We start from the raw sequence: 11,840 nt of genomic DNA on the forward strand, positions 1-11,840 counted from the left end.
TCTCGCCTGGGGTAGAAACGTTAGGTCGCTGGCGCGACACGTACACAGAATTTTGCCGCAGTATAACATGAAGGCGCCTTTGTTGTTATGCAACGGTTGGAGCACGCCTCACGTAACGTTATACTGCCTCTCTTTCTCATCAGGACAACTGTCGACACCTATATGCCTGTTTTCGCACTGATCGCTCTTGTGGCGTACTCTGTCAGCCTCGCGCTGATTATCCCTGGCCTGCTACAAAAAAACAGCGGCTGGCGGCGAATGGCTATTTTGTCGGCTGTCATCGCGTTGATAAGTCACGCCTTTGCGCTCGAAGCGCGCATTCTGCCGGGCGACGGCAGCGGACAAAACCTGAGCCTGCTCAACGTCGGGTCGCTGGTCAGCCTGATGATCTGTACGGTAATGACCATCGTGGCCTCGAAAAACCGCGGCTGGCTGTTGTTGCCGATTGTCTACGCTTTTGCGCTGATCAACCTCGCCTTTGCCACTTTCGTGCCGAATGAGTTCATCACCCATCTGGAAACCACGCCGGGTATGATGGTGCATATTGGCCTGTCGCTGTTCTCGTATGCGACGCTGATCATTGCCGCACTGTACGCGCTCCAGCTGGCCTGGATTGACTACCAGCTCAAAAACAAAAAGCTGGTCTTCAGTAACGAGATGCCGCCGCTGATGACCATCGAACGCAAGATGTTTCACATCACCCAGGTCGGGGTTGTGCTGCTGACGCTGACGCTGAGTACCGGCCTGTTTTACATGCACAATCTCTTCAGCATGGAGAATATCGACAAGGCCGTACTCTCCATAATCGCGTGGTTTGTCTATATTGTCCTGTTATGGGGCCATTATCATGAAGGCTGGCGCGGTCGCCGCGTGGTCTGGTTCAACGTTGCGGGAGCAGGCCTCCTGACAATGGCTTATTTTGGTAGCCGCGTCATCCAGCAACTCGCCGGCTAAGCAACCAAGGAGTTCCCCCTGGAACACATCTCCACCACCACGCTGATCGTCACCCTGATCGTCATGGTGGTTATCTCTGCCTATTTCTCCGGCTCGGAAACCGGCATGATGACGCTGAACCGCTACCGGTTACGTCATCGCGCCAAACAAGGTAACCGGGCCGCACGTCGCGTGGAAAAACTGCTGCGTAAACCGGATCGCCTGATAAGCCTGGTGCTTATCGGCAATAACCTGGTCAACATTCTCGCTTCCGCGCTGGGAACCATTGTCGGCATGCGCCTGTATGGCAACGCCGGGGTGGCTATCGCCACCGGGGTGCTGACCTTTGTAGTGCTGGTCTTTGCCGAAGTGTTGCCGAAGACCGTTGCCGCGCTTTACCCCGAGAAGGTCGCCTATCCCAGCAGCTTCCTGCTGGCGCCGTTACTCATTCTGATGATGCCGCTGGTCTGGCTGTTAAACGGCGTGACGCGAGTGCTGATGCGTATGATGGGCATTAAAGCGGATGTGGTGATCAGCAGCGCGCTGAGCAAAGATGAACTGCGCACCATCGTGCATGAGTCGCGCTCGCAAATCTCCCGCCGCAATCAGGATATGCTGCTGTCGGTGCTGGACCTGGAAAAGGTCAGCGTCGACGACATCATGGTGCCGCGCAATGAGATCGTCGGTATTGACATCAATGATGACTGGAAAGCCATTGTTCGCCAGCTGACCCACTCCCCGCATGGCCGCATCGTTCTGTACCGTGATTCCCTGGATGACACCATCAGCATGCTGCGCGTGCGCGAAGCCTATCGGCTGATGACCGAGAAGAAAGAGTTCACCAAAGAGGTGATGCTGCGCGCAGCGGATGAGATTTACTACATCCCGGAAGGCACCCCGCTCAGCACCCAGTTGATCAAGTTTCAGCGCAATAAAAAGAAAGTGGGGCTGGTGGTCGATGAGTATGGCGATATCCAAGGGCTGGTGACGGTCGAGGATATTCTGGAAGAGATTGTGGGCGACTTCACCACCTCCATGTCCCCTTCCCTCGCTGAAGAGGTCACGCCGCAAAATGACGGCTCGGTGCTGATTGACGGCAGCGCGAACGTCCGTGAACTCAACAAAGCCTTTAACTGGCAGATGCCGGAAGACGAGGCTCGTACCATTAACGGCATGATTCTGGAAGCGCTGGAGGAGATCCCGGCAGCAGGTACGCGGGTGCGTATTGGCCAGTACGATATTGATATCCTGGACGTGCAGGACAATATGATTAAGCAGGTAAAAGTATTGCCGGTGAAACCGCTCAGGGAGAGCGTCGCGGAGTAAGCTGTTGTAGGCCGGGTCAGGCGAAGCCGCCGCCCGGCACTACGGGAGGCAAATTACGCCTTTGCTTTCGCTACGGAGACCATCGCCGCGCGAATAGTACGACCGTTCAGGGTATAGCCTTTCTGCATTACCATCAGCACGTTACCGGCAGCAACGTCCTCAGACTCTACCATCGCAATCGCCTGGTGCACGTTCGGATCCATCGGCACGTTGGTATCAGCAACCACTTCGACGCCAAACTTCTTCACCACGTCGAGCATGGATTTCAGCGTCAGTTCGATCCCTTCAACCATTGGAGCCATGTCCGGGTTCGCTTTATCCGCTACTTCCAGCGCGCGATCCAGGCTGTCGATCACCGGCAGCAGTTCGTTGACGAATTTCTCCAGCGCAAATTTATGCGCCTTTTCAACGTCCAGCTCGGTACGGCGACGCAGGTTTTCCATTTCCGCTTTGATACGCAGGATGCCATCGCGCTCGCGATTCTGGGCTTCAGTGACCTGAGCTTCCAGATTCGCAATTTTTTCATCGCGCGGATCCACCTGCTCAGCACCAGCCTCAGGCTCTGCAGCCTCAACCTCTTCGTGCTGCTCCGTGATAATTTCTTCCGGGGCTTGCCCCTCAGGCGTTTTCTGTTCTTTACTACTCATGAATTTCTCCGCGTTTTTCTGCATTCAACTCCCTAACTTCGCTTATTATGGGGATCAGTTTCCGGGATTCAAGGGAACAAGCCACATTGTCATCATTCAATCGCACAAGGACCTTCAGAAAATGAGCAACCATTTCAAGTGTATTGGGATTGTCGGTCATCCACGTCACCCTACAGCGTTGACGACACATGAAATGCTCTATCGCTGGCTGTGTGCGAAAAACTACGATGTGATTGTTGAACAACAGATTGCTCAGGAACTGCAGCTAACAAACGTAAAAACCGGCACGCTGGCGGAAATCGGTCAGCAGGCTGACCTGGCAGTAGTGGTCGGGGGCGACGGGAATATGCTTGGTGCCGCGCGAACCCTCGCCCGTTACGACATTAAAGTCATCGGCATCAACCGTGGCAACCTGGGCTTTTTGACCGACCTTGACCCGGATAACGCCCAGCAGCAGCTCGCAGACGTGCTGGAAGGCCACTACATCAGTGAAAAACGTTTTTTGCTGGAAGCCCAGGTGTGCCAGCAGGATTGCCAGAAACGGATCAGCACCGCCATTAACGAAGTGGTACTGCACCCGGGAAAAGTGGCGCATATGATTGAGTTCGAGGTCTATATCGACGAAATCTTCGCCTTCTCGCAGCGCTCCGATGGCCTGATTATCTCTACCCCTACCGGCTCCACGGCCTACTCGCTCTCGGCGGGCGGCCCGATCCTGACTCCTTCGCTGGATGCCATCACGTTGGTGCCAATGTTCCCGCATACCCTCTCGGCTCGCCCTCTGGTGATCAACAGCAGCAGCACCATTCGTCTGCGCTTCTCTCACCGCCGTAACGACCTGGAGATCAGCTGCGACAGCCAAATCGCGCTGCCGATACAGGAAGGGGAAGACGTGCTGATCCGCCGCTGCGATTATCACCTCAATTTAATCCACCCGAAAGACTACAGCTATTTCAACACATTAAGCTCCAAGCTCGGCTGGTCGAAAAAATTGTTCTGAAATAGCATCCAGCACTTTACTGGATAAAAAACCAGTTTATACTGTACACAAACACAGTTATGGTTTTTCATACAGGAAAACGTTTATGCTGGCACAACTGACCATCAGCAACTTCGCCATCGTTCGTGAGCTCGAAATTGATTTCAACAGCGGCATGACGGCTATCACCGGAGAAACCGGGGCCGGTAAATCTATTGCGATTGATGCGCTCGGGCTGTGCCTTGGCGGTCGTGCTGATGGCAACATGGTTCGCGCTGGCGCCAGCCGCGCCGATCTCTGCGCCCGTTTCTCCCTGAAAGATACGCCTGCCGCCCTGCGCTGGCTTGAACAGAACCAGCTCGAAGATGGACGTGAGTGCTTACTTCGCCGGGTTCTTAGCAGCGACGGCCGCTCCCGCGGCTTTATCAACGGCACCGCGGTACCGCTCTCCCAGCTACGCGAGCTGGGTCAGCTGTTAATTCAGATCCACGGGCAGCACGCTCATCAGCAGCTGATCAAGCCTGAGCAGCAGAAGTCATTACTCGACGGCTATGCCGGTGAGTCTGACCTTATGCAGCTGATGGCAGCGCACTATCGTCAGTGGCATCAAAGCTGCCGTGAACTGGCGCTGCATCAACAGCAGAGCCAGGAGCGGGCGGCTCGCGCCGAACTGCTGGCCTATCAGTTGAAAGAGCTGAACGAATTTAGCCCGCAGCCGGGCGAGTTTGAGCAGATCGACGAAGAGTACAAACGCCTCGCCAACAGCGGTCAGCTGCTCTCCACCAGCCAGCAGGCGCTGAACTTAATGGCAGACGGCGAGGATGTGAATCTGCAAAGCCAGCTCTACACCGTGCGCCAGCTCGTGACCGAACTGGCGGGTATGGACAGCAAAGTGTCCGGCATGCTGGATATGCTGGAAGAGGCGGCGATTCAGATCTCCGAAGCCAGCGACGAGCTGCGCCACTACTGCGAGCGTCTTGATCTCGATCCAAACCGCCTGTTTGAGCTGGAACAGCGCATTTCGCGTCAAATTTCCCTGGCGCGTAAGCACCACGTTTCGCCAGAAGAACTGCCTGCCTTCCACCAGTCCCTGCTTGATGAGCAGCATCAACTCGACGATCAGGCCGACTCGCTGGAGACCCTCTCTCTGGCAGTTAGCGTGCATCACCAGCAGGCGATGCAAACCGCCACGCAGCTGCACAATGTCCGTCAGCGTTACGCTCAGGAACTCAGCCAGCACATCACGGAGAGCATGCATCTGCTGTCGATGCCGCACGGCGTTTTCACCATTGACGTGAAGTTTGAGGCCAATCATCTGACGGCAGAGGGCGCAGACCGCATTGAGTTCCGTGTGACCACCAACCCGGGCCAGCCGCTGCAGGCTATCTCCCGCGTTGCGTCCGGCGGTGAGCTGTCGCGTATCGCCCTGGCGATTCAGGTGATCACCGCGAAGAAAATGGAAACCCCGGCGCTGATCTTCGATGAAGTGGATGTCGGTATCAGCGGCCCGACCGCGGCGGTAGTGGGTAAACTGCTGCGTCAGCTTGGCGAATCCACCCAGGTCATGTGTGTGACCCACCTGCCGCAGGTTGCCGGATGTGGCCATCATCACTTCTTTGTCAGCAAAGAAACCGACGGTGAGATGACCGAAACGCACATGCAGCCGCTGGACAAACGCGCCCGTCTGCAGGAGCTGGCCCGTCTGCTGGGTGGCAGCGAAGTCACTCGCAACACGCTGGCGAATGCGAAAGAACTGCTTGCTGCCTAAACTTTTTCGGTATCTCAGGGTCATACAGAACAATAAAAACGCCGACAGACCGGACGCCAGAGGTTTTAATGTGGTGAAAGGTCTATTATCATCGGCATATTACATATGAGCCGTCGCGTATTGCCCGGGCCCGAAAAGGAATCAAATCACTATGCGCTGTAAAACGCTGACCGCTGCCGCAGCGGTTCTTCTGATGATGACCGCAGGCTGCTCCACTCTGGAAAAAGTGGTTTACCGCCCTGACATCAACCAGGGGAACTATCTCGCTCCTAACGATGTGTCTAAAATCCGTGTCGGTATGACGCAGCAGCAGGTTGCCTATGCCCTGGGCACGCCGATGATGTCCGATCCGTTCGGCACTAACACCTGGTTCTACGTGTTCCGCCAGAAGCCTGGCCATGAAGACGTGTCCCAGCAGACTCTTACGCTGACCTTCAACAGCAGCGGCGTGCTGACCAACATCGACAACAAACCGGCGCTCACCAAAGAGTAAGGTTTCAGAAACGCAAAAAGGTGCTCATTGAGCACCTTTTTTGTTTTATCAGTAACCAGTTTATTTTGCGGACTTCTCCGCACGCTGGCGACGTAGCTCTTTCGGGTCGGCAATCAGCGGGCGATAGATCTCAACCCGATCGCCGTCCTTGACGCTGTCTCCCAGTTTGACCGGACGGCTGTAAATCCCGACTTTGTTTTTCGCCAGATCGATATCGCTGCGCAGTGTCAGCAGGCCAGAGGCACGGATCGCCTCTTCAACGGTGGCGCCCTCTTCCAGGGTTACGCGCTGCAGATACTGCTTTTCCGGCAGCGCGTAGGCTACTTCCACCACGATGTTAGCCGGCACTGTAGACCTCTTTAGCGCGCACCGTGAAGGCCTGAACCATATTCGCCGCCAGTTCTTTAAATACGCGTCCAAATGCCAGCTCAATCAGGGCGTTGGTAAACTCAAAGTCGAGATGAAACTCGATCCGACAGGCATCGGCACTGAGCGGGACAAACTTCCATCCGCCCATCAGTTTCTTGAAGGGCCCATCCACCAGATGCATCAGAATACTCTGGTTATCGGTCAGCGTATTGCGGGTGGTAAAGGTTTTGCTGATCCCGGCTTTGGAGACATCCACCGCTGCCGTCATTTGCGTCGGGCCTGAGTCCAGCACGCGGCTCCCGGTACATCCCGGGATAAACTGCGGATATGACTGAACGTCATTCACTAACTGGTACATCTGTTCCACACTGTAGGGGACAAGCGCAGTACGACTAATCTGAGGCATAACATTTTTCCTGATCAAACAACCAACAAATAATAACATTTATCACCTGTTAAAAAAACGCTGAGCCTCATCTCGTGCTAATATAGCGCGTTAGACCTCACAGGACGCAATGAGGTGACTTTTTGACATCAGATTACCTACGGCTTCACGACACTTATGACGAAGAAAAAAGCACATAAACCTGGCTCGGCAACCATTGCGCTCAACAAGCGTGCCCGCCACGAGTATTTCATTGAAGAAGAATTCGAAGCTGGCCTTGCGCTGCAGGGCTGGGAAGTTAAATCGCTGCGTGCGGGAAAAGCCAACATCGGTGACAGCTACGTGATCTTCAAAGACGGCGAAGCTTTTCTGTTTGGAGCAAACTTTCAGCCGCTGACGGTCGCCTCTTCTCACTACGTTTGCGATCCCACCCGCACCCGTAAGCTGCTGCTGAACAAGCGCGAGCTGGATTCCCTCTTCGGACGAATCAATCGCGAAGGTTATACCGTGCTCGCCCTGTCGCTGTACTGGAAGAACGCCTGGTGCAAAGTGAAAATCGGCGTGGCGAAAGGTAAGAAGCAGCACGACAAACGTAACGATGCCAAGGATCGCGAGTGGCAGGTCGATAAAGCGCGCATCATGAAGCACGCAGGCCGTTAATTTCCGGATACTTATTGAGCGATTCAATAAGTTAGCGTTCCGGACTGGTATCCGGGCTGATAATTCTGGTATACTTGCTGTAACACTATTGGGGCTGATTCTGGATTCGACGGGATTTGCGAAACCCAAGGTGCATGCCGAGGGGCGGTTTGCCTCGTAAAAAGCCGCAAAAAAATAGTCGCAAACGACGAAAACTACGCTTTAGCAGCTTAATAACCTGCTAAGAGCCCTCTCTCCCTAGCTTCCGCTCTTAAGACGGGGATCAAAGAGAGGTCAAACCCAAAAGAGATCGCATGGATGTCCTGCCTGGGGCTGAAGTGTTAAAACTAATCAGGCTAGTTCGTTAGTGGCGTGTCTGTCCGCAGCTGGCGTGCGAATGTAAAGACTGACTAAGCATGTAGTACCGAGGATGTAGAAATTTCGGACGCGGGTTCAACTCCCGCCAGCTCCACCAATCATGATTGGACAGTGATAGGACATCACTAGCAATAACAGGAAGTTAGCAGTCTCAGCAGGACACCGACCAGACGGTGAGGGGACAAAAAAGGATACGCAAAGGAGCCGCGGCTCCCGAGTGATAAGAAGCCCGCTGATGCGGGCTTTTTTTTGAGAACCTTTTACACCGGCCCATCATCCGCGTCTGTGCTGTTGAGGCATAAAATCCCCCAAGTTACTCTCCTTCAGCGAACAATCAGCAAATCAGAAAATCTGGTCGTGTAGCGCGGCGACAACATTTCCCGCTTCATCTGCCACTGCTGCTGTATTCCCTGCCCGGCAAAAAACAAAGTCCCCTTTCCGTCCTTCGCGTTGAGACGATCAAGAATCTCCATCAGTTTCTCGCTGTTATGCCGTGGTGCAGCGTCGTCGAACAGGTTCAGCTGCGCAACACCCTGACTGAAAAAGTCACCAATCATTACGCCCGCTTTCTGGTACCGGTGGCCTTCACGCCAGATGTTATCCAGGCAGCGCACCGCGGCATTGATTATGTCGCGAGTGTCCTGAGTTGGCGTCAGCAGTTTCACGGATACGCTATTCCCGTAGTACGGCTCATTGAGCGCGAATGGTGAGGTTTTCACGAAAGCGGAAATATACCTGCAGTACTGGTGCTCACCGCGCAGTTTCTCCGCAGCGCGCGCTGCATGGCTGCAGATCGCCTGGTGCATCTGCTCGTATTCCGTTACCCGCTCACCGAACGAACGTGAGCAAACAATCTCCTGTTTCGATGGCGCAAACTCCTCAAGCTCCAGGCATGGTTCGCCGCGCAACTCCCGCACGGTTCGCTCGAGCACCACATTAAAGTGTTTCCGGATTACCCAGGCTGGTGTATCCGCCAGCTGGCATGCATTGGTGATACCCATAGCAATCAGTTTTTTGCTGATCCGCCGCCCAACCCCCCAGACATCCTCCACGGGAACGAGCGACATCAGCCGGCGCTGGCGATCGAGATTCGACAAATCGACCACGCCACCAGTCTGCTGCTGCCACTTCTTCGCGGCATGGTTAGCGAGCTTCGCCAGGGTTTTGGTTTTCGCGATGCCAATCCCTACCGTGAGATGTGTATTACGTAAAACAGTAGCGCGGATCTCCCGGCCAAAATCCTCCAGGTTCCGGCAGTTCCTCACTCCTGTCAGGTCACAAAATGCCTCATCAATACTGTAAATTTCCACGCGGGGGCACATGAGCTCTAGCGTAGTCATCACCCGGTTCGACATATCCGCATACAGCTCGTAGTTGCTGGAAAAGGTGGCGACGTTATAACGCCGGAATAATTCCCGCTGTTTAAAGAAGGGCTCGCCCATCTTTATGCCAATTTGCTTGGCCTCAGCACTGCGGGCGATAACGCACCCGTCGTTATTCGAAAGCGCGACGACAGGCCTACCCTTTAAGTCGGGTCTGAACACCGTTTCGCACGAAGCATAAAAGCTGTTTACATCCACTAGGGCAAACATATCAGCTGGTCGCCTTCACGATGTATGTCACCACGCCGAATATATCCAGCGTGTCCTCACTACCCACCATGATCGGCGAGTAGACGCTGTTCATCGGGTTGAGCTGCACCGTCGGACGCAACTGAAGGCGCTTTACGGTAAATTCCCCTCCTACCGCGGCGATTACTATGTCGCCATGTTCAGCAATCCTGGAACTGTCCACCACCAGCAAATCACCATCACTGATGCCAGCCTCGATCATTGAGTCACCCGCCGCTTTAACAAAATATGTTGCACTGGGATGCTGGATCATCAGTTCGTTTAAATCGATGCGCTGCTCAACATAATCCGCCGCCGGGGACGGAAATCCGCACTGAACAAGACTCCCGTAAAGCGGTAGCGCGACAATGCCGCGCAAATCTGCTGGCGTGTAAAATTCCATAAACAACCACTCCTGATTTTATACTGTTTTTATATACAGTAGTTTCAGGAGGAGTAAATCGCAAAGTGGCTATGCCTATTGATAATTACTGCTGAACATCCTGATGCCGTTACGATTTCAGCGCCTGGATTTCAGACTTCAGTTGGGAGATCTGCGCAGTGAGGTCTTCGACAGTATCCATAAGAGCGAGAATAGCTTCATGATGCAGCGCGGCCGAGAGGCCAAACGTATCGACCGTTTTCGCTTCCTCAATAACGGAGCCATCGCTCAGCTTGATATCACCCGCCACTGTTACAGCTTGCGGGAAAAGCACTTCAACTTCCTGAGCAATGAACCCATATCCATGAAGCCCATTATCCAGGCGATCCCATTCGCAACCGGATATTGAGCGCATTGCAGTTAACGGATCGGCGATACGTTTGATATTGTCTTTAATTCGTTGATCGGATGGTGGTTGCCAGTTGCCCACGGCCTGACCATTCCGATTGAATACCCAAGAGACGTTTCCGCTAGGGCCATCGATACCGATGGTTACAGACGATACCTCGTAATCTGATGATGAGTATTGAGAAAGTATATAACCCTGCGAGTTTGGCCTTTTCATCAGCATTCCGCCGAAATGCGTACCTGCTGACCCAGGGTTATAAGTCATAAGTTGCGTTGAGTGCCCGTAAGTATTATCGAGAACAATATAATCGCCCTTAACAGTACCGCCAGACTTACCGTTAATCGTATTGAGTCGTGAGTCGTTGCCCTGCGCGAATGTGCCGGCAGTCGTACCAAATGGAGATGATGAGCCTGTGCCACCGTTGGCGATAGGGATCGTACTGGCTGATGTGAAGTTCTCATAAATTGTGAAGGTTCGCGCCGGGGATGTGCCCGACACCACGATAAAATAGCTTTTCGCCGTAGAAGCGGTCGTGAACTGCGTGACCATCAAAATTAGTGCGGTGGTGTTCCCCCTGCCGCCAAGCACGTTAATGTTGGTAGGCGCAGTGGTTGATACGTACGTCAATCCGGCAGGGATGTTCGTCTGGTTTGACGGCAGGCAAACGTGCTGAGCGCCGGGAATAAAGTTAAACGTCTGCCAATCCATGGTGGAAACCATAGGAACCGGAATGCCGATCCCCATGTCATTCAACGCCTTTGTTCCCAACAGTTCCCACGGCGACCAGGTCGTGCCGTAAAGGGTTCGCTGCCATGTGTAGTTATAATATGAAGCGCTCGATGTCATATTGGTAAACCGCTGTAACACCGTGCTGCTGGAGTTGCGTAAAATTACCTCACAGACGCCGACTATCGGAGTGCCTGAGACTGTTGGCCCATTAGTGACAGTGGTATTTATCGACCACAAGCCAGGGCTTACCAGCGTATTCATATCTCCAGAGAAAGTACCAGGCATCGAACAATATCCCACAGGAAGCCAGGCGCTCCACGGGCCATCAACTCCATTCCATGAGCCTGAAAGGTTGCGGTAGTACATATTGCCGCTTTTTGTAGTGAAGCGCTGGCTTCCCAGGTATGGGCCACCATTGAAAACTTCAAAAATACCCTGCGCGCTGTCTTCCGGGAATCCATTGGCAGTAAGTGCGCCAGCTACTCCAAAATGCCACTGTCCAACATAAGAAGCAGTTGGACCATAGGTGTTAAGGTTGGCATTTGATGGTAATGCACCGCGCCACTGTATAGCGGCATTTGTCTGGCCAGCCATCTTCGGCCATGACGGACCGGTGAACGTAGTACCGTCTGCCCGTGTAAGTGTCACGTCGCCAGGGCCCACCAGCAATTTGTCCTGGTTGGAAATATCAATTTGTGCCTGACGTAGCGCTTCCGTAACCGCTTTCGCTAAGTTGTCATCAATCGTAGCCATTCAAGGTGTCCTTAAAATGAAAAACCCGGCCGAAGCCGGG

At 53.8% G+C, this 11,840-nt stretch carries 12 protein-coding genes and 1 other RNA gene; 7 read left to right on the plus strand and 6 right to left on the minus strand.

Annotated features, from left to right (window positions below; translation table 11 throughout):
• The first annotated feature begins 162 nt into the window (after window positions 1-162).
• Together GNG27_RS17475 and GNG27_RS17480 are read left to right on the plus strand one after the other, a co-directional pair.
• On the plus strand, window positions 163-954 hold the full coding sequence (locus tag GNG27_RS17475; protein ID WP_142486768.1) for an inner membrane protein YpjD: 792 nt from the start codon (window positions 163-165) through the stop codon (window positions 952-954).
• 18 nt (window positions 955-972) lie between these two features.
• Window positions 973-2,259, plus strand: a complete 1,287-nt coding sequence (locus tag GNG27_RS17480; protein WP_142486769.1) for an HlyC/CorC family transporter — start codon at window positions 973-975, stop codon at window positions 2,257-2,259.
• A 53-nt stretch (window positions 2,260-2,312) separates the two neighbouring features.
• Here GNG27_RS17480 and grpE read toward each other — a convergent pair whose 3' ends face one another.
• Window positions 2,313-2,906 carry a nucleotide exchange factor GrpE gene (gene grpE, locus GNG27_RS17485; protein ID WP_156264382.1) on the minus strand — a complete coding sequence of 198 codons (594 nt, stop codon included), beginning with the start codon at window positions 2,904-2,906 and terminating at the stop codon, window positions 2,313-2,315.
• A 121-nt stretch (window positions 2,907-3,027) separates the two neighbouring features.
• Between grpE and nadK the strand changes: the two genes are divergently transcribed.
• The 3 genes from nadK to bamE all read left to right on the plus strand — a co-directional run bounded on the left by nadK (window position 3,028) and on the right by bamE (window position 6,146).
• Entirely contained in the window at window positions 3,028-3,906 is an 879-nt protein-coding gene (gene nadK, locus GNG27_RS17490) for an NAD(+) kinase (protein ID WP_077227861.1), read from the plus strand.
• Window positions 3,907-3,991: 85 nt separating this feature from the next.
• Entirely contained in the window at window positions 3,992-5,653 is a 1,662-nt protein-coding gene (gene recN / locus GNG27_RS17495; protein WP_142486771.1) for a DNA repair protein RecN, read from the plus strand.
• Between the two features lie 151 nt (window positions 5,654-5,804).
• Window positions 5,805-6,146 carry an outer membrane protein assembly factor BamE gene (bamE, locus tag GNG27_RS17500; RefSeq protein ID WP_039030087.1) on the plus strand — a complete coding sequence of 114 codons (342 nt, stop codon included), beginning with the start codon at window positions 5,805-5,807 and terminating at the stop codon, window positions 6,144-6,146.
• 60 nt (window positions 6,147-6,206) lie between these two features.
• Here the strand turns inward: bamE and GNG27_RS17505 are convergent, their stop codons facing one another.
• Both GNG27_RS17505 and GNG27_RS17510 read right to left on the minus strand, forming a co-directional pair.
• Window positions 6,207-6,494 (minus strand): RnfH family protein, encoded by a 288-nt coding sequence (locus GNG27_RS17505; RefSeq protein WP_156264383.1) that lies wholly within the window; start codon window positions 6,492-6,494, stop codon window positions 6,207-6,209.
• Window positions 6,484-6,921 (minus strand): type II toxin-antitoxin system RatA family toxin, encoded by a 438-nt coding sequence (locus GNG27_RS17510; RefSeq protein ID WP_197090537.1) that lies wholly within the window; start codon window positions 6,919-6,921, stop codon window positions 6,484-6,486. Before GNG27_RS17510 ends, GNG27_RS17505 begins: the two co-directional genes overlap by 11 nt.
• Before the next feature lie 156 nt (window positions 6,922-7,077).
• Here GNG27_RS17510 and smpB point away from each other — a divergent pair, with 156 nt between their 5' ends.
• On the plus strand, window positions 7,078-7,560 hold the full coding sequence (gene smpB / locus GNG27_RS17515) for an SsrA-binding protein SmpB (RefSeq protein WP_039030084.1): 483 nt from the start codon (window positions 7,078-7,080) through the stop codon (window positions 7,558-7,560).
• Between the two features lie 90 nt (window positions 7,561-7,650).
• Window positions 7,651-8,014: a transfer-messenger RNA gene (gene ssrA / locus GNG27_RS17520) on the plus strand.
• A gap of 226 nt (window positions 8,015-8,240) precedes the next feature.
• On the opposite strand, the gene GNG27_RS17525 is transcribed toward ssrA, so the two are convergent.
• The 3 genes from GNG27_RS17525 to GNG27_RS23765 all read right to left on the minus strand — a co-directional run bounded on the left by GNG27_RS17525 (window position 8,241) and on the right by GNG27_RS23765 (window position 11,800).
• Complete coding sequence (locus GNG27_RS17525; protein WP_156264384.1) at window positions 8,241-9,509, minus strand: Y-family DNA polymerase; 1,269 nt, start codon at window positions 9,507-9,509, stop codon at window positions 8,241-8,243.
• Window position 9,510: 1 nt separating this feature from the next.
• Complete coding sequence (locus GNG27_RS17530) at window positions 9,511-9,930, minus strand: translesion error-prone DNA polymerase V autoproteolytic subunit (protein ID WP_156264385.1); 420 nt, start codon at window positions 9,928-9,930, stop codon at window positions 9,511-9,513.
• Between the two features lie 109 nt (window positions 9,931-10,039).
• Window positions 10,040-11,800: a pyocin knob domain-containing S74 family peptidase gene (locus GNG27_RS23765; RefSeq protein WP_231600408.1), complete on the minus strand. Its 1,761-nt coding sequence runs from the start codon at window positions 11,798-11,800 to the stop codon at window positions 10,040-10,042.
• Window positions 11,801-11,840 lie beyond the last annotated feature (40 nt).

It is taken from the genome of Leclercia sp. 119287 (assembly GCF_009734485.1).
GTDB lineage: Bacteria > Pseudomonadota > Gammaproteobacteria > Enterobacterales > Enterobacteriaceae > Enterobacter > Enterobacter adecarboxylatus_C.

Bases quoted from the DNA above. Each gene is read 5' to 3' on its own strand.
- GNG27_RS17475 (WP_142486768.1), top strand. From the start codon at position 163: ATGCCTGTTTTCGCACTGATCGCTCTTGTGGCGTACTCTGTCAGCCTC.
- grpE (WP_156264382.1), bottom strand. From the start codon at position 2,906: ATGAGTAGTAAAGAACAGAAAACGCCTGAGGGGCAAGCCCCGGAAGAA.
- nadK (WP_077227861.1), top strand. From the start codon at position 3,028: ATGAGCAACCATTTCAAGTGTATTGGGATTGTCGGTCATCCACGTCAC.
- recN (WP_142486771.1), top strand. From the start codon at position 3,992: ATGCTGGCACAACTGACCATCAGCAACTTCGCCATCGTTCGTGAGCTC.
- bamE (WP_039030087.1), top strand. From the start codon at position 5,805: ATGCGCTGTAAAACGCTGACCGCTGCCGCAGCGGTTCTTCTGATGATG.
- GNG27_RS17510 (WP_197090537.1), bottom strand. From the start codon at position 6,921: ATGCCTCAGATTAGTCGTACTGCGCTTGTCCCCTACAGTGTGGAACAG.
- smpB (WP_039030084.1), top strand. From the start codon at position 7,078: ATGACGAAGAAAAAAGCACATAAACCTGGCTCGGCAACCATTGCGCTC.
- GNG27_RS17525 (WP_156264384.1), bottom strand. From the start codon at position 9,509: ATGTTTGCCCTAGTGGATGTAAACAGCTTTTATGCTTCGTGCGAAACG.
- GNG27_RS17530 (WP_156264385.1), bottom strand. From the start codon at position 9,930: ATGGAATTTTACACGCCAGCAGATTTGCGCGGCATTGTCGCGCTACCG.
- GNG27_RS23765 (WP_231600408.1), bottom strand. From the start codon at position 11,800: ATGGCTACGATTGATGACAACTTAGCGAAAGCGGTTACGGAAGCGCTA.